The 19,972-nt window shown below is 71.9% G+C and carries 26 protein-coding genes; 20 read left to right on the forward strand and 6 right to left on the reverse strand.

Annotation, left to right across the window (positions count from 1 at the left end):
- The first annotated feature begins 24 nt into the window (after positions 1 to 24).
- The gene (locus AB2U05_RS32925) at positions 25 to 768 is read left to right on the forward strand and encodes a GNAT family N-acetyltransferase (RefSeq protein WP_369185191.1); all 744 of its coding nucleotides are present in this window, start codon (positions 25 to 27) and stop codon (positions 766 to 768) included.
- Here the strand turns inward: AB2U05_RS32925 and AB2U05_RS32930 are convergent.
- Positions 696 to 2,501, reverse strand: coding sequence for a sialidase family protein (locus tag AB2U05_RS32930; protein ID WP_369185192.1), 1,806 nt, complete (start codon positions 2,499 to 2,501; stop codon positions 696 to 698). The two genes, AB2U05_RS32925 and AB2U05_RS32930, sit on opposite strands and share 73 nt — an antisense overlap.
- A 646-nt stretch (positions 2,502 to 3,147) precedes the next feature.
- Here AB2U05_RS32930 and AB2U05_RS32935 point away from each other — a divergent pair.
- The 5 genes from AB2U05_RS32935 to AB2U05_RS32955 are packed head-to-tail and all read left to right on the forward strand — an operon-like array spanning position 3,148 to position 7,439.
- A complete protein-coding gene (locus AB2U05_RS32935; RefSeq protein ID WP_369185193.1) occupies positions 3,148 to 4,179 on the forward strand; it encodes an HEXXH motif-containing putative peptide modification protein in 1,032 nt (343 codons plus the stop codon).
- On the forward strand, positions 4,176 to 5,387 hold the full coding sequence (locus AB2U05_RS32940) for a YcaO-like family protein (protein WP_369185194.1): 1,212 nt from the start codon (positions 4,176 to 4,178) through the stop codon (positions 5,385 to 5,387). The genes AB2U05_RS32935 and AB2U05_RS32940 overlap by 4 nt, the downstream gene beginning before the upstream one ends.
- 32 nt (positions 5,388 to 5,419) lie before the next feature.
- The gene (locus AB2U05_RS32945) at positions 5,420 to 6,175 is read left to right on the forward strand and encodes a class I SAM-dependent methyltransferase (protein ID WP_369185195.1); all 756 of its coding nucleotides are present in this window, start codon (positions 5,420 to 5,422) and stop codon (positions 6,173 to 6,175) included.
- Positions 6,176 to 6,203: 28 nt separating this feature from the next.
- Entirely contained in the window at positions 6,204 to 6,581 is a 378-nt protein-coding gene (locus tag AB2U05_RS32950; RefSeq protein WP_369185196.1) for a hypothetical protein, read from the forward strand.
- A 12-nt stretch (positions 6,582 to 6,593) separates the two neighbouring features.
- The gene (locus tag AB2U05_RS32955; RefSeq protein ID WP_369185197.1) at positions 6,594 to 7,439 is read left to right on the forward strand and encodes a hypothetical protein; all 846 of its coding nucleotides are present in this window, start codon (positions 6,594 to 6,596) and stop codon (positions 7,437 to 7,439) included.
- A gap of 14 nt (positions 7,440 to 7,453) precedes the next feature.
- Here AB2U05_RS32955 and AB2U05_RS32960 read toward each other — a convergent pair whose 3' ends face one another.
- On the reverse strand, positions 7,454 to 7,738 hold the full coding sequence (locus AB2U05_RS32960) for a hypothetical protein (protein ID WP_369185198.1): 285 nt from the start codon (positions 7,736 to 7,738) through the stop codon (positions 7,454 to 7,456).
- A gap of 121 nt (positions 7,739 to 7,859) precedes the next feature.
- On the opposite strand from AB2U05_RS32960, the gene AB2U05_RS32965 reads away from it, so the two are divergent.
- Both AB2U05_RS32965 and AB2U05_RS32970 read left to right on the forward strand, forming a co-directional pair.
- Positions 7,860 to 8,447, forward strand: coding sequence for a TetR family transcriptional regulator (locus tag AB2U05_RS32965; RefSeq protein WP_045695264.1), 588 nt, complete (start codon positions 7,860 to 7,862; stop codon positions 8,445 to 8,447).
- A 75-nt stretch (positions 8,448 to 8,522) separates the two neighbouring features.
- Positions 8,523 to 8,678, forward strand: a complete 156-nt coding sequence (locus AB2U05_RS32970; protein ID WP_369185199.1) for a winged helix-turn-helix transcriptional regulator — start codon at positions 8,523 to 8,525, stop codon at positions 8,676 to 8,678.
- Here AB2U05_RS32970 and AB2U05_RS32975 read toward each other — a convergent pair.
- Together AB2U05_RS32975 and AB2U05_RS32980 are read right to left on the reverse strand one after the other, a co-directional pair.
- Entirely contained in the window at positions 8,675 to 8,875 is a 201-nt protein-coding gene (locus tag AB2U05_RS32975) for a DUF397 domain-containing protein (RefSeq protein ID WP_369185200.1), read from the reverse strand. The two genes, AB2U05_RS32970 and AB2U05_RS32975, sit on opposite strands and share 4 nt — an antisense overlap.
- The gene (locus tag AB2U05_RS32980) at positions 8,872 to 9,720 is read right to left on the reverse strand and encodes a helix-turn-helix transcriptional regulator (RefSeq protein WP_045695270.1); all 849 of its coding nucleotides are present in this window, start codon (positions 9,718 to 9,720) and stop codon (positions 8,872 to 8,874) included. Before AB2U05_RS32980 ends, AB2U05_RS32975 begins: the two co-directional genes overlap by 4 nt.
- Positions 9,721 to 9,994: 274 nt before the next feature.
- Between AB2U05_RS32980 and AB2U05_RS32985 the strand changes: the two genes are divergently transcribed.
- Genes AB2U05_RS32985 through AB2U05_RS32995 form a run of 3 tightly spaced genes read left to right on the forward strand, consistent with a single transcriptional unit; the run spans position 9,995 to position 10,778 of the window.
- Complete coding sequence (locus AB2U05_RS32985; RefSeq protein ID WP_045695272.1) at positions 9,995 to 10,363, forward strand: ATP-binding protein; 369 nt, start codon at positions 9,995 to 9,997, stop codon at positions 10,361 to 10,363.
- Positions 10,360 to 10,635 carry a hypothetical protein gene (locus AB2U05_RS32990; protein ID WP_369185201.1) on the forward strand — a complete coding sequence of 92 codons (276 nt, stop codon included), beginning with the start codon at positions 10,360 to 10,362 and terminating at the stop codon, positions 10,633 to 10,635. Before AB2U05_RS32985 ends, AB2U05_RS32990 begins: the two co-directional genes overlap by 4 nt.
- Positions 10,623 to 10,778 (forward strand): hypothetical protein, encoded by a 156-nt coding sequence (locus AB2U05_RS32995; protein WP_157882069.1) that lies wholly within the window; start codon positions 10,623 to 10,625, stop codon positions 10,776 to 10,778. The genes AB2U05_RS32990 and AB2U05_RS32995 overlap by 13 nt, the downstream gene beginning before the upstream one ends.
- Positions 10,779 to 10,894: 116 nt before the next feature.
- Here the strand turns inward: AB2U05_RS32995 and AB2U05_RS33000 are convergent, their stop codons facing one another.
- On the reverse strand, positions 10,895 to 11,608 hold the full coding sequence (locus tag AB2U05_RS33000) for a hypothetical protein (RefSeq protein ID WP_369185202.1): 714 nt from the start codon (positions 11,606 to 11,608) through the stop codon (positions 10,895 to 10,897).
- Positions 11,609 to 11,717: 109 nt separating this feature from the next.
- On the opposite strand from AB2U05_RS33000, the gene AB2U05_RS33005 reads away from it, so the two are divergent.
- The 4 genes from AB2U05_RS33005 to dacB all read left to right on the forward strand — a co-directional run bounded on the left by AB2U05_RS33005 (position 11,718) and on the right by dacB (position 14,995).
- On the forward strand, positions 11,718 to 12,152 hold the full coding sequence (locus AB2U05_RS33005) for an Hsp20/alpha crystallin family protein (protein WP_045695281.1): 435 nt from the start codon (positions 11,718 to 11,720) through the stop codon (positions 12,150 to 12,152).
- Positions 12,153 to 12,310: 158 nt separating this feature from the next.
- The gene (locus tag AB2U05_RS33010; protein WP_369185203.1) at positions 12,311 to 12,715 is read left to right on the forward strand and encodes a DUF2267 domain-containing protein; all 405 of its coding nucleotides are present in this window, start codon (positions 12,311 to 12,313) and stop codon (positions 12,713 to 12,715) included.
- 59 nt (positions 12,716 to 12,774) lie between these two features.
- The gene (locus AB2U05_RS33015; RefSeq protein ID WP_369185204.1) at positions 12,775 to 13,173 is read left to right on the forward strand and encodes a DUF2267 domain-containing protein; all 399 of its coding nucleotides are present in this window, start codon (positions 12,775 to 12,777) and stop codon (positions 13,171 to 13,173) included.
- A gap of 178 nt (positions 13,174 to 13,351) precedes the next feature.
- Entirely contained in the window at positions 13,352 to 14,995 is a 1,644-nt protein-coding gene (dacB, locus tag AB2U05_RS33020; RefSeq protein WP_369185205.1) for a D-alanyl-D-alanine carboxypeptidase/D-alanyl-D-alanine-endopeptidase, read from the forward strand.
- A gap of 292 nt (positions 14,996 to 15,287) precedes the next feature.
- Here dacB and AB2U05_RS33025 read toward each other — a convergent pair whose 3' ends face one another.
- Complete coding sequence (locus AB2U05_RS33025; RefSeq protein WP_369185206.1) at positions 15,288 to 15,824, reverse strand: class I SAM-dependent methyltransferase; 537 nt, start codon at positions 15,822 to 15,824, stop codon at positions 15,288 to 15,290.
- A 182-nt stretch (positions 15,825 to 16,006) separates the two neighbouring features.
- On the opposite strand from AB2U05_RS33025, the gene AB2U05_RS33030 reads away from it, so the two are divergent.
- From AB2U05_RS33030 to AB2U05_RS33050, 5 genes are all read left to right on the forward strand, one after another.
- Positions 16,007 to 16,234: a hypothetical protein gene (locus tag AB2U05_RS33030; RefSeq protein WP_045695291.1), complete on the forward strand. Its 228-nt coding sequence runs from the start codon at positions 16,007 to 16,009 to the stop codon at positions 16,232 to 16,234.
- Positions 16,235 to 16,335: 101 nt separating this feature from the next.
- A complete protein-coding gene (locus tag AB2U05_RS33035; protein ID WP_369185207.1) occupies positions 16,336 to 17,451 on the forward strand; it encodes a hypothetical protein in 1,116 nt (371 codons plus the stop codon).
- Positions 17,430 to 17,663: a hypothetical protein gene (locus tag AB2U05_RS33040; RefSeq protein WP_369185208.1), complete on the forward strand. Its 234-nt coding sequence runs from the start codon at positions 17,430 to 17,432 to the stop codon at positions 17,661 to 17,663. Before AB2U05_RS33035 ends, AB2U05_RS33040 begins: the two co-directional genes overlap by 22 nt.
- A gap of 406 nt (positions 17,664 to 18,069) precedes the next feature.
- On the forward strand, positions 18,070 to 19,446 hold the full coding sequence (locus tag AB2U05_RS33045) for a tyrosine-type recombinase/integrase (RefSeq protein WP_369185209.1): 1,377 nt from the start codon (positions 18,070 to 18,072) through the stop codon (positions 19,444 to 19,446).
- Between the two features lie 97 nt (positions 19,447 to 19,543).
- Positions 19,544 to 19,969 carry a DUF6262 family protein gene (locus AB2U05_RS33050; RefSeq protein ID WP_369185210.1) on the forward strand — a complete coding sequence of 142 codons (426 nt, stop codon included), beginning with the start codon at positions 19,544 to 19,546 and terminating at the stop codon, positions 19,967 to 19,969.
- The last annotated feature ends 3 nt before the right edge of the window (positions 19,970 to 19,972 follow it).

A 19,972-nucleotide genomic window follows, 5' to 3' on the forward strand; every position in this document is an offset into this window, starting at 1 on the left:
GCGGTGGGCGACCAGAATCGGCGCGTGGTGGAGATCCTGTCGTTCCCCGAAGAAGCCACCCCGTTCGACCTGCGCGTGCAGGTGCGGGAGCTCCAGGACCAGGCGTGGCCGTCCGAGGACGACCCGGTGGTCGCCGCCGACGCGCCGGTCCACGACCCCTCGCTGAACCCGGAGTCGATGCTGCTCGTGGACGGGGGGACGGTGCTGGCCGCGCTGGACATCCTGTCCAAGGAGATCGCCCACGCGGGCGGGCGCTACGCCGCCGGCGGGCTGAGCACGGTGGTGACGCGGCGGGAGGCGCGCGGCCACGGGTTCGGGCGGCGCCTGGTGGCGGCGGCCAGGGAGGCGATGGCCGCCCGGGAGCTGGATCTCGGGCTGTTCACCTGCGACCGCCCGCTCCGGGCGTTCTACGAGAGCGCGGGCTGGCAGGCGCTTCCCGGCACCGTGCTGATCGGGGGGACGCCGGACGCCCCCTTCCCCAGCGACCGGCCCGGCTTCGACAAGGTCACCATGGCCTGCTTCTTCTCGCGCAGGTGCCGGGACGCCCGGGCGGCGTTCCACGACACCCGGATCGAGCTGTACCCGGGGAGATCGACAAGCTCTGGTGAGGGGCGGTCCCCGGCCCTCGGCCCCCGGCTCCCGCCGCTCTTGGGGGCCGGGCGCCGGGGCGCCGGGGTGCTGGGGTGCCGGGTGGCTCAGTGGCGGGGCACCGCGAGCGCCGTCACCTGCTGCTGTTGCAGGTGGCCCGGGTTGGTGCCGTCGTCGTAGGTGGTCACCGAGGTGGTGTACGCGGTGCCGCCGCCGATCGTGTTGCCGAAGTAGTCGCCGATGAAGGTGTCGGAGCCCTCGACCGGCGAGTCGAGCTGCGGGTCGAAGGAGTGCGCGCTGAGCCGGATGTTGTGGCCGAGCGGGGTGAGCGTCGGGTCGTAGAACTGGGCGCTGGTGTTCACGCAGTAGTCGGCGGCGCCGTAGGGCGCGCCGGGGTGCTTGGGGTTGGCGGTGTCCAGGGCGAGCCCGGCGGCCCGCGCCTCGGCGGTGCCGGCGGCGGGGCAGGCCAGGCGCCGGTCGTAGAAGGCGACGCTGACGGTGCCGTCCGGGCCGGTGGCCAGGTTGGGCTGGAACTCGTCCACCGGCGCGGCGTTGTCGTTGACCCGGACGGGCGCGCTCCAGCTGGCGCCGCCGTCGTACGAGGCGGTCAGCAGGACGTTGACGACGCCGGTGGCGTAGTCCTCGTACGCGACGTACAGCGGGTAGTGGCCGTTCACCGGCCGGCCGCCGAGGGTGAAGGTGTCCTCGATGCCGTCGCGGAAGGTGGTGTTGGCGTACGAGCCGGGCGGCGGGGTGATGGTGCCCGGCAGGGTCGAGACGGTGGACCAGGTCCGGCCGCCGTCTGGCGAGGCGTCCAGGAAGATCTGGTCGCAGCAGAACCGGTGCGCCGGATCGGAGTTGGTGAGGGTGGTGTACACCGTGCCGTCCGGGGCGACGTGCGGCAGCAGGTAGGTGGCGCCCTGCGGCGTGCCGGCCGGCTCGGGGAGCACCTGCGGGGCGGACCAGTCGGTGTGGGTGCCGTCCGGGCGGGCGTCGGCGTACGCGAAGTACGGCACCGCGGTCTTGTCGTGGAAGTCCACCCACATCGCGTAGACGCGGTTCAGGTGCGGGCTGCCGGGGTTGGTGTCGATGGTGATCCACTGCTTGTCCGGGCCGTTGCCGATGCTGTCGTAGCTCGCGACGTAGTCCGGGTGCCCGGCGTGGGTACTGACCCACTGGGTGGCGGTGGTGGCGCCGTGCGGGCGGACCGCGACCGAGATGACCTGCGAGGGGACGGCCGGGTCGGGCTCGCGCGCGGTGCCGACGCTGAAGTCGTGCGAGCCGTCCGCGTTGTAGAAGAACTGGTAGGGCAGCAGCAGTGAGTAGTAGTTGCCCCAGGTGTCGAACGCGCCGACCGGGTCGGTGTTGTCCGTCCAGCCCTCGTAGCCGGGGATGTGGCCCTGCACCGGCCAGCTGCGCCCGCCGTCGAAGGACTCGAAGAAGCCCAGCAGGTGGTTGTAACCCTCGGCGCCGGCAACCCACTTGGAGGCGCCGATCAGGTGGTTCGGGTTGGTCGGGTCGATCCGCAGGTCCGACTCGGAGTGCCCCTTGACCAGCATCGGCGTGGCCGCCGGGTAGCCCGGGTTGCTGCCCGTCTGGCTGGCGTACGGGCCGGCCGCGCCGGTGTCCTCGCCGGTGGTGGCGCCGGAGGCCGGGCAGGGCGTCATGCCGCTGTAGCCCTCGGCGGGGCCGCTGTTGGCGCCGTACGGCACCTCGGGGCGGTAGCAGCTGACGGCGGCCGAGGTGGCCTGCACGTTGCTGACGGCGTTGGCGGCCTGGCTCGCGGCGTAGCTGTCGTCGCTCTGGACGCCCTGCGGCAGCGCGGGGCCGGCGGCGGCCGAGGAGGCGGGGGAGAGGAGGGAGAGGCCGAGCAGGGCCGGGCCGACCAGCAGGGCGATTCTTCGACGGCGCAAGGCGGATCCTCCTGGGAGGGGGAGCGACGGCCCCGGGCGAGGCTCGACGACCGTAGTGAGGGCACGGTCACGACAACAAGGGCGGGGCAAGGAAGTTGACACTCCGTTGGCGCACGTGAGGGGAGTGCTTTCCCTGCGGCTGCCCGTTGTCGGGCTGCTCGCCGCCGGGCCGGGGCGCCCCACCTGGCGCGGGGGCCGACCGGACGGCCGGGCGGTACGGACCAGGGGGGCGCTGTGGGCCGGTCGGGTGAGGCGCGGGAACGACGTGCGGGAACGCGGCCGACTGCGGTCCGTCCGCCGCAGGCCGCCGCAGGCCACCGCAGGCCACCGCGTCCGCCGAGTGGCGGGCCCCGGACCCTTCGCACACAGTGGGACGTACCCGGGCGAACGTCTCCACGCCACCCGTGTGGGGTCGTCCCCGCCGTGATCAGCGAGGAGGAGTCGTGGAAGACATCCGAGACACCACCGAGGTCGAGATCGAGGCCCTGGAGCCCGTGGAGGAGGAAGACCTCCCCGAGTTCGCCCTGATGGTCGACGTTCCCGACTGAACCAGGCGCACCTGACCGGACTGCGGCGCCGCAGGGCGCCCCCGGTGCGGGGCCGGGCGGCCGTCCGGCCCCGCACCCAGGAGGAGAGGGTCACGCCCATGCAGGTCGCCCCCGACGCGCGGACCGCCCGCGAGGACGAGCGTGCCGTGCTCGCGCTGGTGCGCGCCGGCCTGGCCCGGGCGCTGCCGAGCACGCCCCTTCCGCCGGGCGACGCGATCGCCTACCCCGGCTACCACGCCGCCGCCCACCGGGCGCAGCGCCTCGCGCGCCGTGGCGATACCGGGCAACTGGGATGCTTGGACGGCGAGTTGCGCGAAATCGGTGCCCGCGCCACGGCCAGCGCGGCCCGGGCCGCCCGGCGTTCGGAGGGTGGGCCCTGGCCAGTTGACCTTCCCCCGGCGGAGGAGCACCTGACGGCGAGCCTGGACCGGGCCCGCGTCAGCATCCCGCCACGGCCCGACCGCGCGGCCGAGCTCGCCGCACTCGCCGTCACCCCCTGGGGCACCCGCCACGGGCTCGTCTTCGACGACGCCGTCCGCCTCCTGGACCGGGTCTGGCCGGAGATGCTCGCCGAACTCGGCGCCGTGGTACGGCAGGTGGCACTGCTGGACGGCTGGGGCATCGACGGCTTCACCGACTTCACGGTCCACGGGGTGGTTTTCGTGAACGGCGCCCGGGTCCTCCCGGACGACCGCGGCCCGGCGCTGCCCGCGCCGCTTCCCCTGGTCGAGGCGCTGGTCCACGAGGGCACCCACAACCGCTGCGACGCCGCCGCGGTGACCGCACCCTTCCTCGCCGACGCGCCCGGTGCGGCCGGTGCGCCCGGTGCGGCCGGTGCGCCGTCCGAACTGCTCCGCACGCCGCTGCGCACAGACCCGCGCCCGCTGACCGGCCTCTTCCAGCAGGTCGTGGTGCTCGCCAGGAGCGTCCTGCTCTACGAACGGCTGCTGGCTGCGCCGGACGCGATGCGGGGCAGCGCCCGAGCCGCCGCCGTAGCCCGGCGCGACCTGCTCCTCGCCCAGGGCCTCGACGGCTGCGCCACCCTGGACGGCCGGCGCGGGATGCTCACCGACCACGGCCGCGCGGTCGCCGCCCAGGCCTGCCAGGCGCTGGAGCGGGCCGGACGATGACCCGCGAATCCGACAGCCCCTGGCCGGTGCAGACCTTCGAGCCGTACCCCGCCGCCCCCGGCCTGTACTTCGGCCGCACCGCCGCCCGGTCCCCGGCGTTCTCCGCGAACGACGCGGCCGGCGGCACGTCCGTCCTGATCGGCGCCGCGGCCGGGACGGACCGCGCCGGGGTGGCGGTGCGCGCCCGCGGCGAACTCGCGGAGCGCGTGGGCAACGTGCTGGCCGGCCGTCAGGCCGAGGCCGGCGGGCGGGTCGGCGGCCTCGTGGGCTCCCACGACGCGTTGCGCCGCGCCGGCGCGCCCGTCCTCGACCCGGCGGCCTGGCCCGAACTGTCGGATACCGCTGGCGAGTTGCGGGCTGCCGAGCTGCTGTGGGTGCCCGGCCAGTCCCTCACCGGCGGCGGCGAGGTCCTGGTCCCGGCGTGCGCCGTCTACCTGGCGCACCGCCCGCCGTCCGGCTGCGCGGCCCCGCTGCGCCCGGGCTCCACCGGGCTGGCCGCCCACCGCAGCCGCCCCGAGGCCGAGCGGCACGCCGCCCTGGAGGTGCTGGAGCGCCACCTGCTGTGGCAGGCCTGGTACGCGGACGGCGAGCGGACCCGGCCCGCCCGGCCCGTCCTGGCGCCGCCGCTGCTGGCCGCGCTGACGGCGCTCGGGGCGGTGGCCGCCTTCCTGGTCCTGCCCGGCCCCGCCGGGACGTCGTGCGTGCTCGCGTGCGTGCACGCGCCGGACGGGACCGGGCAGACCTTCGGGGCCCGGGCCACGGCTGGTCCGGCCGACGACGCGGCGGCGCAGGCGGCCTGCCAGGAGGCGCTGATGGTGCGCTGGAGCCTCGGCACCCCGGCCGCCCGCGACGCGTGGCGGCGTATGCGGGCCACCGGCGGCGGCGCCCCGCCGTACGGGCCGCTGGAGCACGCGCTGTACGCGTTCCACCGCCAGGACGGCCTGGCCCACCTGCGCGCCGGGAGCACGGCGGCGGCCCCCTCGCGCGGTGGGGGCCGACCGGCCGAGCCGGCCCGCGCGCTCGCCGACCTCACCGGGGAGGACGTGGTCCTGGTCGACACCACCGCGGCCACGGGATCCCGGGGCCCGGGCGGTGCCGAGGCCGTCGTGCGCCTGGTCGCCCCCGGCGCCCGCCGGCTGCCGGCCGACGAACGCCCCCAGCGCCTCCCGGCCCGCGCCCGGACCCGACTGCCCCACCCGCTCGGCTGACACGCCCCGCCCCCAGCAAAGGAGTTGCCGCCATGTCCGTCGACGCCGCCACGCAGCCCTCGGCCTCGTACGCCACACGGTTCGCCGAACGCTACGACGCCTGGTTCGGCCACTCGGCCCCCACCGAGGACACCGTCGCCCTCCTGGCCGGGCTCGCCGGCCCGGGCCCCGTCCTGGAGCTCGGCCCCGGCACCGGCCGGGTGGCACTGCCGCTGGCCGCGCGCGGCCTGGAGGTGCACGGCGTCGAGGGCTCCCGGGAGATGGCCGCCGAACTGCGCCGCCGCCCCGGCGGCGACCGGATCCGGCTGACCGTCGGCGACTTCACCGAGGTGCCGGTCGACGGCCCGTACACGCTGATCTACCTCGCGGGCGGCACGTTCTTCGAGATCCCCTCCCAGGAGGCGCAGCTGCGCTGCTTCCAGGCGGCGGCCCGTCGGCTGGCGCCGGGCGGGGTGATCGTGTTCGACGCCCTGCTGCCGGAGACGGTGTGCGCGCCGCAGTCGGCCGGCGGCCGGGTGCTGCCGACCGCGGACGGCTCGCTGGTCGTGCGGCACCGGCAGATCGACCGGGCGGCGCAGCGCTACGAGTCGCACTACCTGGTCACCAGCGACGGCCGGTTGAGCCACGTCCACGTCCGGTTCCGCTACGCGGGCTGGGGCGAGCTGGACCTGATGGCGCGCCTGGCCGGTCTGCGGCTGCGGCGCCGGTACGGCGGCTGGGCGGGCGAGCCGTTCCGGGACGGGTGCGCGTACCACGTCTCGGTGTACGAGCGCGCGGACCGGGCCTGAGCGGGGGCGGGCCGTGATCCTCCACACCGTGGTGACAGGCGGTGCCCTGGTCCTGCTCGGCCTGTTCGTCCGCTGGGGCGTGCGGACGTCACCGCACCGCCCGTTCTCGTGGGGCATGTACTCGGGGTCGTCCAAGGGCTTCCTGTGGACGTCGGAGGAGGGGGACGGGCGGCGGCGGCCGGTGTGCCACCACGAGCTCGGGCTGGCGCCGGAGGGCCACCTGCTCACGCTCACGGAGCTGCACCGGCTGCTCGGCACCACGGCGCCGCAGGTCCGCTTCGAGGGCCTGATCATCGGCTCGACGGGCGACTGGCGGATCCGCTACGAGGGCCGCCTGCTGGCCGCACCCATCCCGCCCGGCGCCGGACATGCCCGACTGGTCGCCGCACTACGGGAGTTGGAGTGACCGTTGCTTCACGTGCCGTCACGTGCCTTCACGGCCGCCGTCTGCTGCCTCGTGCTCGCCCTCGCCTGGCGGGCCGGGCTGGTGCTGCTCGACCACCGTGCCGTCCGGCGCGGCTACCCGGGGGCCGGCGCCTACCGCGTCGGCCGGGGCTGGTCCGGGCCGGACGCCTGGGCCGGCCAGTGCCGCCGGGCCCTGGTCGGGCTGGCGGCGGCCGCCGTGCTGCTGCCCGTCGCCGTGCTGCCCGCGTCGCGGGCGGCGGCCGGTGCGGCGCTGCTCGCCTGCGGCACGGCCGGCGCGTGGATCCTGCTGGACCGGGCGCCCCGGTTCACCGGCGTGTGCCTGCTGGTGCTGCTCGCGCTGGTGGCCGTGCGCGAGGTCGGGGTGCTGGCCGGGGTGCTGGCCGGGGGTGAACCGTCCGCCGCGCGGGTCGGCTTCCTCGCCTCGTTCTTCGCCGCGCAGATGTACCTGGTCGCGGGCCTGCGCAAGGTGCGCTCGCCCCAGTTCATGAGCGGCCGGGTCCTGATGGACAACATCGCGTACAACGCCTGGCAGGCCGCGGCCGGGAGCCGCGAGTTCCTCCCGGTGCCGAGCCTGCCCCGCCTCGCCGTCGCCCTCGACGCCCCGGTGTTCCGCGCCGCCTGCCGGGCCGCGGCCGTCGCAACGGCCGGGGTCGAACTCACCCTGGGTCTGGGCGCCCTGGGCCTGTTCCCGGGCGCGGTCACCGTGCTGCTCGCCGTCCCCGCCCACCTGGCGTTCACCGCGATCAGCCCGCGCCGCATCGTCCCCTTCTCGGCGGCGTCGCTGGGGCTGCTCCTGCTGGCCGCGTCGCATCCGCTGCTGAGCGGGCCCGGGTGGTGAGCCGGCGGGTCGGGCTACTTGCGGCGGGCGAGCTTGCGCTCGGCCTTGAGCAGCAGGGGCATCAGCGCGTAGCTGACGACCGGGACGACCAGGGCGGTCATCACCAGGGTCCGCAGCGCGATCGGCAGGCTGCCGAGGTAGGGGCCGAGCAGCAGGAAGGCGGCGGTGATGGTCGGGTAGACGGCGAGCCAGGTCAGCAGCGCCCGGCGGTGCGCGGACGGCATGGCCGGGGTGGTGGGGGCGGCCAGGACGGCGGGGGCTGCGGTGGCGGGTGCGGCGGTGATGGTGTCGGTGGTCATGACGTGTTCCTCCCCTTGGCGAGCGGCTGGAGAGCGAATCTCCAACTCGTTGGTTGGAGTTTGGCAGAAGGGGCCGCAGATGTCCAACCGTGCGGTTGGAGATTTGGGTTAGTCTTGGGACATGGCTTGGGACACCGCACGCACACAGCAGCTCCTCCTCGACGCCGCCGTCGAGGAGTTCGCCGAGTTCGGCCCGGACGGCGCCCGGATCGCCCGGGTGGCCACCCGGGCGGGCGTGAACAAGGAGCGGATCTACCAGTACTTCGGTGACAAGGAGCAGCTCTTCTCCGCCGTGCTGAGGTCCGAGCTGGGCAAGCTGGCAGAGGCGGTGCCGATGGTGCTGGACGAGGGGCAGGACCTCGGCGACTACGCCGGCCATGTCTACGACCACCACACGGCGAGCCCGCACTTCTCCCGCCTGCTGGCCTGGGAGGGGCTGCAACGCGGCACGGAGGACGAGGAGTTGGCGGCCGGGCTGTACCGGGCCGCGCACCTCGGCGAGAAGGCCGCCGTCGTGGCGGCCGCTCAGCGGGCCGGGCTGCTGGCCGACGACGTGGATCCCGGGCGGACGATGTTCGCGGTGATCGGCCTGGTGAACGCCTGGTTCACCCTCCCACAGATGGTCCGCCTGCTGCTCGGCGGCGCGGCGGACCCGGCCGCGGACCGGGCGGCCCTGGTCACCCTGGTCCGCCGGATGACGAAGCCCTGAGGGCCCCTGAGGGGGCATGCGAACCCGCGGAGCCCGTGGAGTGGGAAGTCGGCCAGGCCGACTTCCCACCCGGTTGTGCCGCCGCATGTGGAGTACGAACTCACCGACCTCGGGCGGTCGTTGCGTGAGGCGTTGCAACCCCTGCTGGTGTGGGGTGAGGTCCATCTCGACGAAGTCGACGCAGGCGGCGCCTCGCCCGGGAAGGGCGAGGCGCCGCTCGAAAGGGCTTAGACGAGCCCGAAGTCGAACTCACCTGCGGCGACGGCGCGGATGAAGGCCTCGTGCGCCGCGCGGTCGAAGGCGAGCGTCGGGCCGGAGGGGTCCTTCGAGTCGCGGATGTAGGAGGACGGTCCACCCGGGGTGGCTATCTCGACGCAGTTGACGTCGCCGCCGCTGTACGTGGACTTCTTGAAGGTCGGGCGGGTCACTTGATCTTGTCCCTCTGTGCGGTGATGAATGCGAGCGAAGAGTCGACGGACATGGCCTCGGCGGTGATCTCCTGGAACTTCGCCCGGTAGATCTCCACATCGGCCGGATCCTCGACCCACATGCCGCTCAGCAGCCCTTCGACCAGGACCACGTCGAGGTCCTGCCGCTGGGGGAATCCCATCAGGGTGAAGGCTCCGGACATCCCCGCGTGGATCGCCGCGCCGGTCGGCATGACCTGGATGTTGATGTTGGGCAGGCGGCTGAGCGTCAGGAGCCTGTCCAACTGCGGGACCATGATCTCCGGGCGGTTGGCGTTCGTGCAGAGCGCCGCCTCGTGGATGACGGCCCATACCTGCAAGGGATTCGGGCGCGTGAGGATGGATTGGCGTGCCATGCGGACCTGGACCAGGTCCTCGACCGATCCGCCGGAACTGATGCGCAGCCGATCGATCACGATGCGGGCGTAGTCGGGGGTCTGGAAGAGGCCCGGAATGAAGGCTGACTCGTACGTCCGATAGGTGGTGGCGTCGGCTTCCAGGAGAATCAGGTCGGTCGCGGTGGAGTTGATGACGTCGCGATAGCTCAGCCACCAACCGCGCTTGCTCCCCTCCTTCGTGATGGAGATCAGCCCGGCCCGGTACTCCTCGTCGTCGCAACCGTAGTAGTCGAGGAGCTTGTTGACGTCCTCGACCTTGGCGGCGGTGTGGGCGGTCTCGATCCGGGTGAGCTTCGCCTGGCTCATCCCCGTGGCGTCTGCCACCACCTCGGCGGTGAGCTTCCGCTCCTCGCGCAGCTTCCGCAGCACGCCGCCGAGCCTGCGCCGGCGAACGGTCGAGACTGCCATCTTGCCCCTCCTGAGTTACCAGTTGACCAGTTTGCCCGTGCGATGGGTGGCAGCGCCACCGACAACTGGCCCTCGAAGGCACCGAATTCAGGTTCGATTCGCAAATTTGCGATTAATCGAGAGTGAGTTGCGCTGCGTGCCGCACGAGCCGCATGCTGAGCGTAGCGGGTCGCTTGCACCGAGTAGGAAGTGATCCGTGATCTCGCCGTGCTCTGAGACGTCCTGGTCGACATGCGGCGATGAGTGATCCATTTCGCCCTCACGGAGGCTCTTCGTGTTCTCTCCCTCTCTCCCTCCCGACTGGTCCGCCGCGCGCGAGGAGCTGCGCGAAGCCACCTCGCGCGCCGGGTGGAAGCGCGACCTGGTCGCCGACGCCGAGGTCGCGCTCCTCGAACTCTTTGTCAATGCCTGGCGCCACGGCCGCAGTCCGGCGCCGATCGTCGTGATCGCGCTGCTCGACCGGGTGCTCCGGGTCTCCGTCAGCGACGCGAACCCGCTCTTCCCCGTCCAGCGCGACGACTCCGACCCCTACGCCCTCTCCGGCCGGGGCCTGCACCTCGTGCGCTCGCTCACCCACCGGTTCGGCACGGACGCCCGCGAGGCCGGCAAATCCGTCTGGTTCGAGCTGGACGCGGCCGCGTGAGGGCCGACGACGACCGCGGCCGCCGCCCGATCGAGCCGGGCGACCCGCTCATGCGCAGCTACACCGAACTGGAGGTCGTCTACCTCATCGACGAACTCCGCGAGCGCGGCCGCGAGTTCGGCCTGCTCTGGCCCTCCGCCGAGACCAACGGCGTCGTGGACGGCCGCGTCCTCGTCCGCTTCGGCAACGCGCCGGCGAGCACCGTCGTCAACCTGCTCGCCCTCCTCCGCGACCTCAGGACGGCCGAGAGCGAGGACCCGTGCGCCTCCTGATCGGCCCCGCCTTCCTCGCGCTCTTCCTCCTCGCCATCGCCGTCGTCGCCCTCGGCGCGCTCGCCGTCCTGCGCATGCCCTACCGCCCGGACGACACCACCGCCCCCACCGCCCGGGACCACGACCACCAACCGGTGCCCTGACGCCCGACCCCCGCCCGAGCCGCCCGGCCGTACCCACCGGGCGGCCGCGGCATTGCCGCACGAGAAGTCGACCCCGCCGACTTCCTGCTCAGCGCCTTTCGGCGGCGGCGACGGCGTCAGGCGCGGCGGCGGTCGCTGTCGTCGCGGAGCCGGGTGGTGTGGTGGGTGAGGGCGTCGAGGCGGGTGGCGAGGTCGCCCTGGCCGGTGCCGAGGTGGGGGCGGATGGCGGCCAGGGGCTCGATGAGGTCGGCGGGGTCGGTGGTGCCGAGGGCGGCGGTCAGGGCGGCCTGGGCGGGGCGGGCGCCGGGGGCGAGCGCGGCCGTGGTGAGCCGGGCGGCGAGGACCCGCAGTTCGGCGGCGTTGTCGCGGGCCCAGGCGGTGACCGTCCGGTCGGCGGCCCGCCGGTCGCGGACGGCCTTGACGCGTTCCGCGCCGGTGCCGGCCGGTGTCCGGGCGCCGGCGGGCTTGAGGCGCAGGTAGCGGTTCTCGGCGGCCTGGCGGCTCGCCACACCCATCGGCCGGGCGAGGTCGGCCCAGGTGGCGCCGGCCTCCCGGGCGCTCTCCACCAGGCCGGCTTCCCAGCCGGCGAGCTGGGTGCGCAGCTCGCGCAGCAGCATCAAGGCGGCCAGGGCTTGCTCGGGGCCCTGGCCGCCCTGGTCCTCGGCAGGGGCGGTCGCGGGCGGGGACGCGGGGTCCTGGGCGGTGCGGACGGCGTCGTCGATGGCGGCCAGCGCCGCCGCGGCCGCCAGGAACGAGGCGGGCTCGACCGGCTGGCGGGGGCCGGAGGGGCCGGAGGGGCCGGAGGCGGGTCTGCGGGGCTTCTCACTCATGAAGTCACTCTATCGGCGACATGCCGACTTGTCATCGGATGGATGACGCGCTACAAAGGACTCAGGTGAAGCGCACTGGCACCCATTCGATCCATGGAGGTGTTTCGCGATGCTGCTGCGCACTGACCCGTTCCGCGAGCTGGACCGTCTGACCCAGCAGTTCCTGGGCAACACGGGGACCTGGTCGCGTCCGGCGCCGATGCCGCTGGACGCCTACCGGGCGGGCGACGAGTACGTGATCTGCTTCGACCTGCCGGGCGTCGACCCGGAGGCGATCGACATCGACGTCGAGCGGAACATGGTGACCGTCAAGGCCGAGCGCCGCCCGCGCCACGAGGGCGAGGACGTGAAGTGGGAGCTGTCCGAGCGCCCGCTCGGCGTGTTCTCCCGCCAGGTCATGCTCTCCGACACCCTCGACCCCGCCGGGATCACCGCCGACTACGACGCCGGCGTGCTGACCCTGAAGATCCCGGTGGCGGAGAAGGCCAAGCCCCGCAAGGTCGCGATCAGCCACAGCGGCGACCGCAAGCAGATCCGGGCCTGACCCGCTCCCCGATGCCGTTCCGGCCGCCCCTGGCCTCTCCCCCCTCGGTCGAAGGGGCGGCCGGAACACCCCTGACCCCTGACGCCCGACCCCTGACGCCCGACCGGGCGCCGGTCGTGCCGCGCTGTGCCGGCCCCTGGGACGGAGGGAGAACCGCGGTGACTCTTCGATGGGAGGCGTTCCTGGACGAGGTCCGGGAGCGCGGTGAGTACGACACCCCGCAGGAGGCCGAGCGGGCCGCCCGGGTCGTCCTGGCCCTGCTCGGCGCCCACCTGGTCGGCGACGTGCGCGCGGACCTGGCCGCCTGCCTGCCGGAGACCATGGCCCTGGTCCTGCTCAACCCCTTGCAGGCCGCCGAGCCGCTCAGCCCGGAACGCTTCGTGCGCGCGACCGCGGCCTGGATCGAGGGCGCCACCGAAGCAACCGCCCCGTGGGACATCGGCGCCGTGCTGTCCACGGTGGCCGACGCCGCCGGCGACGACCTCACCGGGCGCGTCCTGCTCCAACTGCCGCCCGGCTACGAGCTGTTGTTCGGCCGTCCGAGCGCAGGCGAACGACCCTGACCACCCCGCACGCCCGCCGCCGGCCCGCCGGTGGCCAGCTCCTGGAAGGCTCCACGGTCATGACCCGCTACCGCCAGCTCCTCCAGCAGGTCCGCCACCTCGGCCGCTACACCACCGACGACGAAGCCGAACGGGTCCTCGACGCCGTGCTCGCCCTCCTCGGCTCCCAGCTCACCGGCGACGAACGCTGCGACCTCGCGGCCGCCCTGCCCGAACGGGCCCGCGCCGTCCTCGCCGCCCAGATCCCCCTGCCCCGCCCCGTCACCGCCCCCGCCTTCGTCGAGAGCCTCGCCCACACCCTGGGCACCAGCCTCACCGCCGCCCGCTGGGACGCCTCCTCCGTCCTGGCCGCCCTCACCGCCCTCACCGGCGACGACCTCACCGACCGCCTCCTCGCCCACCTGCCCCGCGGCTACGCCCTGCTGTTCGGCCGCGCGGACCTGGCCGCCGTCGCCTGAGGCGGCGGGGCCGACCCGCCGGCGCGGCAGCACCCTGTTCGACCGACCGGATGATTCTCACGCCCGACGCCCCCAGCGCACCGCGCAGGAACCGGGTGCCCGGAGTCCGTGCACCTACCGTGATGCGCCGTCAGCGCCCTGCACACGGGGCTTCCGACTCCAGAAACGGCTGGGCGAAATGAGATCAACGATCCGTGGTCGGCTCCGGGCCTGGGGCATCCTCGGCGTCACGCTCGCGGTGGTGGCGGGCACAGCTGCCGCCGCACCCGCGGAGGACCCTCGCGGCGACCTCAGTCCCGACATCACGGCGATCATGAACAAGCCCGCGTACAAGCACGCGCAGTGGGGGCTGCTGGAGATCGACCCCGAGGACGGGCGGGTCGTCCACTCCATGTACCCCGACCAGTTCTTCATGCCGGGCTCGACCGTCAAGCTGATCACCATCTCCGGCGCCTGGCACGCCCTCGGCCCGGACCACCGCTTCACCACGCCGGTGAACGCGATCGGCGTCCGCAACGGATCGACCCTCACCGGGAACCTGGCGCTCGTCGCCCAGGGCGACCTCACCATGGGCGGCCGGACCAAGCCGGACGGGTCGGTCGACTTCACCCCCATCGACCACACCTACGCCGACGACGTCCCGGGCGCCACCCTCACACCGGAGGACCCGCTCGCCGGCTTGGACGAGATCGCCCGCCAGGTCCGCGACTCGGGCATCACCACGGTCGACGGCGATGTCGTCATCGACCCGCGGCTCTTCGCACCCCCGCCGATCAGCCCCCAGCCGACGCCCCTCATCATCAACGACAACGTCATCGACCTGCTGAGCACGCCGACCACCCCCGGGCAGCCCGCGCAGCTGAGCTGGCGCCCGCAGGTCGCGCCGTACCAGGTCACCTCCGAGGTCCGGACGGTCGACGCCGGCGGCACCACCGACATCCAGGTCTCCGCGTCCCCGGACGGCACGAACATCACGCTCTCCGGCACGATCGCCGCCGACTCCAAGCCCGCCCTGAAGATCTCCCCGGTCCAGGACCCCAACGCCTTCGGACGCACCGCCCTGATCGAGGCCCTCGGCCGCGCCGGGGTCACCGTCACCGCCCCGCCCACCGGGCCCAACCCGGTGGGCACGCTGCCCGCCTCGTACGCCGGCGACCCGCAGGTGGCCGCCTTCTTCTCACCGCCGTACCGCGAGTACGCCAAACTGATCCTGAACGTCAGCCACAACCTCGGCGCCAACCTGGCCTTGTGCAACATCGCGGTCGGCCGCGGCAGCTCCAACTGCTTCGACGGCTTCCCGGTCATCCACGACTTCCTCATCGGGACGGCGAACGTCGACCCGACGCAGTTCCAGATGGCGGACGGCCGCGGGGACGTCCCCGTCGACCGCGTCACGCCCGCCGGGCTCAACCAACTGCTCGCCTACTGGCTGCGCACCCCCGACGCCGACGCGTTCCGCACCTCGCTGCCGATCCTCGGCGTGTCCGGCACGGGCGCGCTCTTCTGCACCACCGACTGCCCGGCCAAGGGCAAGGTCTTCGCCAAGCCCGGCACCATCATCGGCTTCGACCAGCTCAACCAGCAGCTCGCCATCAACGCGCAGACGTACGCGGGCTACCTGGAGGCGGACGACGGCCACCTCTTCACCTTCTTCGTCGGCGTCAACGGCGCGGCGGCCCCGGGCATCCAGGGGTTCTTCGACGTCAACGACGACGTCGACGAGATCGCCGTCATCCTCCAGCAGGAGGCCTGCGCCGAGCGCTCGCACCGCAAGGCCGCCCTGCCCGCGATCAGGCCCTCGGCCCCGGTCCTACGTCCGTAACGTCTCCCGGTCGGCCCTCCCGCCCGGTCCGGCGGGCGGAGGGAGTCGAACGGCCGGTGCAACTTCCGGGGCTGGTCGCGGTGAGCGACCGGCCCCGGCTCGGATTCCGTGCGCGTTGCCTACCAGATCCGGACTCCGCCGCGGATCCGTGACGCCCGGCGGGCAGCGTCGAGGATGTTGTCCAGCCGGTCGGCGATCTCGCCGACGAGCTGAGCGACGGGCTCGGGTAAATCCGTGCGACCCGTGCGGCCCTTCTCACGTCACGGCGCGCGCTGGAGCTGCGACGCAGATCTCAGGCCGGAACGGACCGGACCACAACCAGCGAGCCCTCGTAAAAAGGCTGTTGCCGCAGAGCGCCGAACCGGGCTTCCCATGCTCCACTGTCCAGGTCGCTCCGCAGATCCGCGGCGAATCGTTCGCGCGACCGCTCGTCGACGAAGCTCCATGCCGAGCAGGCCTGTCGAGCACCGGGGTCGAGGAGCATCTCGGGGCGCGCGTAGTACGCCTCGTTGAAGCCGTCGGTGCAGTCGACGGATATCGGCACCCGAGTCACCGTCGTGTGTCCGCCGAGAGCCTCGGCCAGATCCGCGATCACCGGATAACGGCGCGCCTCCGTGTCCAGTACCTCCGGCGCGTACTCGTACAGCCAGAAGTCCCGAACGAGATCAGGGTCGCAGGTCAGCACGACGACCGTGCCGCGCGCCACCCGGCGCATCTCGCGCAGCCCTGCCTTGAAGTCGCTCCACTGGTGCACGCTGAAGGTGGTCATCGCCGCGTCGAACACGTCGTCGCCGAGGGGCAGGATCAGCCCCGCCAGGACGCGGCTCACCTGCCCCGGGAACAGCCGGGGACGCGCTACTGCGGCACGACGCCGACAGTCGCCTACCAGTAGCGGCTCGGTGGCGCCTGCTGGGCGGGCAGTGAGCTTGTTCACCGCCGCAGCGTTCGAGATTGCCCCGGACCTTTGCCTAGCCTTTACCTGTCCAGCCCTGTTGTGACCGAAGGACCCCGATGGACCCCCGTGACGAAGAGATCATCCGTCTCCGCCAGCAGCTGGCCGCCCAGCAGCAGGCCCAGCCGGTGCAGGTGCAGATGACCCAGCAGGCCGTGACTCGGCAGCGGATGTCCGGCGGCGAGCTGATCAAGCACACCGTGCTGGCGTTCTGCACGGCCGGGATCTCGCTGATCTGGACGTGGTCCGTGATGCGCGGGAAGAAGTCCGTCACCGTCTACCGCTGACCCGCCGGCGAAGGCCGCCCCCGACATCGGGGGCGGCCTTCGCGCGTTCCGGGCCGGGGTCGTCGTGATGACCCCCGAACGACAGTTCCGCAGGCGGATCAGTGCGCGATGGTGTCGATCAGCTCGCGGGCGTCGTCGCGGATCAGCTCTTCGGCGACGGTCTCGCCGGGCGCCGGCGGGGTGAGACGGTCGCTGGTGCGGCTGGCAGTGAGGACGGTCGCGCCGTCCGGGGTGAAAGACCATCGCCCGCAGGGACAGGCGGTCGTCCTCGGTGGCGCGGGCGTATCCGGGCGGTCGGGCTGTTGCAGTGGCCGCGCAGGACGTTCATCAGGGCCCGCTCGGCGTTGATCTCGCTCGCGCCGTCAACCGGACCGGCACCGATACCGGGCACCGCCTCAAGCTACGACGCCTCGGCGGTCTCCCACTGGCACGGCGGCACCTCGCCGGCGGCGAAGGTGCTTCCCGTGGTGCTGGAGACGCTGACGCGCAGGCTGAAGCGGCCCGTCACCGCCTACGAGGCGGGATTCTCCGACGAGCCGGGCGCCGTCGACCAGCAGACGGATACGGTGCCGGGACTGATCGACTTGGGGAGCGCGGACATGGACCCATCCCGGCGGGGCGTCCTGACGGCCAGCCCGTACTCGGTGGCGCTCAGCATTCCCGGCCGGCCCGACCTGGTCGGCCGGTTCAAGACGCTGCGGACCAACCCGCACCTGCGGATCGGCATGGCCGAGGTCCAGTCGGTCGCGGCGATGACCGAGAAGATCAGCGAGCTGGACGACCAGTTCGGCGGCCGGATGGCCCGGCCCATGGCCGCCTCGTTCCTGGTGAACAGCATCGCGCCGTACTTGCAGGCCGACGCTCCCGAGAAGGTCCGCAAGGCGATGCTGTCGGCCGCCGCCGACCACAACGCCGCCTCCGCGGCCTCCCCGGAGGCCGGACCGAGGATGCGGGCCTTCCCCGCCGGGCAGCAGGCCCACGCGGCGGCCCAGACCGGCGACCGGGCGGGCGCGCTCTACCACCTGCGGATAGCTGAGACGGCGGTGGAGCAGGCCGAGTCGAAGGCCAAGGCGTCGGCTCATACGACCCGTTCTCGCTGGCGTATCACCAGGCGAAGGTCCGCCGGGAGCTCGGCGACAAGGCCGGCGCCATCGCCGCGATGGAGTCCTCCGACCGGCTGCGGTACTCGGTCTACATGCGCAACCGGGTCCGGATGACCGGCATGCTCGCCGAGTGGAAGCTCCAGGCAGGGGGCCTCGAAGAGGCCTGCGCGTACTGGCACCGGGCCCTGGATGACTACCCGGCCGTCCAGTCAGGCCGGGCCGACGACCGGTTCCGCTCGATGCTCGCCCTGGTCAAGCCCTACCAGGGCAACCAGTACGCCTGCGAGCAGTACGACCGGGCCCGACCGATGGCCAAAGCCGCCTGACGCCTGTATCGCGCCGATCCGGCGGGTGGCTAATCGATCGTCTTGCCGTCTAGCAGCTTCCCGAGGTTGCACATGATGTCCTCGACCTGCCACATCTCGTCGAGTCCGCGCAGCCTGGTACCCAGCAAGAATCTTAAAGCCTCGGAATGCCAGGAATCCAACGGTGTTTGGACCTGCGGGCCTTGCCCTTATGGCCAGAGTCGATGATCGCCCCTGGTGGGAAATGGACATGTGGGCACCGCGCTGTGACCCGCGCATCCCGCTCAGGGAGCGCGAGCCCGACAGGTCAAGGATCGGCGACTTCACCCTCATCGCAATCCCATGGCTCCGGAAGGCCGCCCAACGGTCACTGGGAGCTCAACTTGAATCGGGGATGCTCACCTGGAGCACAGTCCAGCATGACCGCTTGGTCAACCTGACACGCTTCGGACGGTGGCTGGAGACCTTGGACAACCCCACCGAGGTCGTTACCAGCCTCTCCCAGGCTCCGCATTACGCCGAGTCATTCCGTCAGTACGCTTCCAATCCCAACAACCGCATGCAGAATGGAAAGCCATCAGCGCGGGTGAGTGCCCGGTCGGTCAACGACGATATTCGCGTCGCGGCAGAACTCCTAGCCTACATGGCAGCCAACCGCGACGAAGCTCACCAGGCGATTGGCCCATCCCCCTGGGACGGAATTGACGATGCCCACCCTGCCGTGTGGCTTCGAAAGGTCGCCCGCATCCCCAAGAACCGGATGCTGGACGACTCGAAGTACGTGGACTCCCACGCTCTCGCACAGATCACCGCTCACCTCCCTGCCCTAGGTGCTCCAGTTGGCGAAACCGTCGCCATCACGCTGAACAGCATCACAAAGCTGATGCCGGGCTATGGAGATGAACAGGCCATGCGAATGCTCATGTTGCAGATCATGACCGGGCGTCGGGCCAACGAGATCTGCATGCTGGATTACGACTGTCTTTCGACAGCTCCGCCTGGGGCGATGAAGGTCTCAGCCGGAGAACGCATCGCCAGGTTCCACTATGCCCAGAGCAAGATCGAAGGAGCAGAGGAGACCATCTTTGTCGATGAGCCAGTGATTGGCCTCATCGAAGAACAGCGGAACTGGCTGAAGGAGCGGTTCCCCAATCGGTCCCCCAGGTACCTGTTTCAGGCGACGATGGCTAATCGTCAAGCGAACAAGCACTACCCTATGGCCACTTACCAGAACGTCCTACGAGAGTTCAGCGAGGAAGCCGCGATCACGGATAGCACGGGGAACCCGCTCGTCCTGTCCCACACCCACCGGTTCCGGCATACCCGCATCACTGACCTTGCCGAACAGGGGGTTCCAGTCCACGTCCTGCAACGGTATGCGGGTCACCGGTCAGCCGTGATGACCATGCACTATGTAGCCAAGCGCGAGGAGCACGAAGAGCAAGCGTTCCTGGCCGCAAGGAAGTTCACTGCTACCGGCCAGCAGGTGGTCCTCTCCTCCATGGACCACGATGCCATGCACCTCTTCGACCGGGCTGACCGCTTCCTTCCCAATGGATACTGCCTTTTGCCCCCGCTCCAGACTTGCGAAAAGGGTAACGCCTGCCTCACGTGCTCCGTCTTTGTCACAGACGACAGCCATCTCGATACGCTCACACGGCATCTGGAGGAGACGAAGGCACTGATCGCCCGGACCACGGAGAAGTTCCAGGAACGCCACGGCCGGCAAATGCCAGAGGACAACGTGTGGCTCGCCCAAACGGACTGCCGAGCAGGATGCTCGTACGTCTTCTTGAAGCGATGAAGCACAGTCAGGGGAACCCCTGCCAAGGAGCTGGAAGCCCAACTGGAGGGCCAACCCCTGTGGCGATCGACCTGACCCGGCACCGGAAGGCACAGCAGTGACTGACGCCCGCCAGCAACGCATTGGCCGACTCGCAGAGGCCGCACGCTTGAAGTCGGAGGAGAAGGTCCGATCCGCCGAATCAGCCATCCGTCGTCCGATCAAGCGCGGCGAAGCCGTCACCTTCCAGGCTGTCCAGCGCGAGGCCAGCGTCTCCCACGCTTTCCTCTACAAGAACCCGGGCCTACGGTCAAAGATCGAGTACCACAGGTCCAGGCAGCGTCCACCGAAGGCTGTCCCGGAGACTGCCAGCACTGACAGCAACATCGTCCTCGCGCTGACTGCCGAGATCGCACGCATCAAGAAGGTTCACCGTGAGGAGACCGCAGCCCTAAGAGAAGCACTCGAAGCGGCTCATGGAGAGAACCTGTCTCTCCGTCGAGAGCTTGCCCGCTTGGGAATCGAAGGTCCGGTGACGCGGTAGAGG

This window comes from Streptomyces sp. Y1 (genome assembly GCF_041053115.1).
GTDB classification, from domain to species: domain Bacteria; phylum Actinomycetota; class Actinomycetes; order Streptomycetales; family Streptomycetaceae; genus Kitasatospora; species Kitasatospora rubellomurina.

Excerpts from the sequence above, each read along its gene's own strand:
- AB2U05_RS32935 (WP_369185193.1), top strand. The coding sequence starts at position 3,148 with ATGCAGGTCGCCCCCGACGCGCGGACCGCCCGCGAGGACGAGCGTGCC.
- AB2U05_RS32940 (WP_369185194.1), top strand. The coding sequence starts at position 4,176 with ATGACCCGCGAATCCGACAGCCCCTGGCCGGTGCAGACCTTCGAGCCG.
- AB2U05_RS32945 (WP_369185195.1), top strand. The coding sequence starts at position 5,420 with ATGTCCGTCGACGCCGCCACGCAGCCCTCGGCCTCGTACGCCACACGG.
- AB2U05_RS32960 (WP_369185198.1), bottom strand. The coding sequence starts at position 7,738 with ATGACCACCGACACCATCACCGCCGCACCCGCCACCGCAGCCCCCGCC.
- AB2U05_RS32965 (WP_045695264.1), top strand. The coding sequence starts at position 7,860 with ATGGCTTGGGACACCGCACGCACACAGCAGCTCCTCCTCGACGCCGCC.
- AB2U05_RS32980 (WP_045695270.1), bottom strand. The coding sequence starts at position 9,720 with ATGGCAGTCTCGACCGTTCGCCGGCGCAGGCTCGGCGGCGTGCTGCGG.
- AB2U05_RS33000 (WP_369185202.1), bottom strand. The coding sequence starts at position 11,608 with ATGAGTGAGAAGCCCCGCAGACCCGCCTCCGGCCCCTCCGGCCCCTCC.
- AB2U05_RS33005 (WP_045695281.1), top strand. The coding sequence starts at position 11,718 with ATGCTGCTGCGCACTGACCCGTTCCGCGAGCTGGACCGTCTGACCCAG.
- AB2U05_RS33015 (WP_369185204.1), top strand. The coding sequence starts at position 12,775 with ATGACCCGCTACCGCCAGCTCCTCCAGCAGGTCCGCCACCTCGGCCGC.
- dacB (WP_369185205.1), top strand. The coding sequence starts at position 13,352 with ATGAGATCAACGATCCGTGGTCGGCTCCGGGCCTGGGGCATCCTCGGC.
- AB2U05_RS33030 (WP_045695291.1), top strand. The coding sequence starts at position 16,007 with ATGGACCCCCGTGACGAAGAGATCATCCGTCTCCGCCAGCAGCTGGCC.
- AB2U05_RS33040 (WP_369185208.1), top strand. The coding sequence starts at position 17,430 with ATGCGCAACCGGGTCCGGATGACCGGCATGCTCGCCGAGTGGAAGCTC.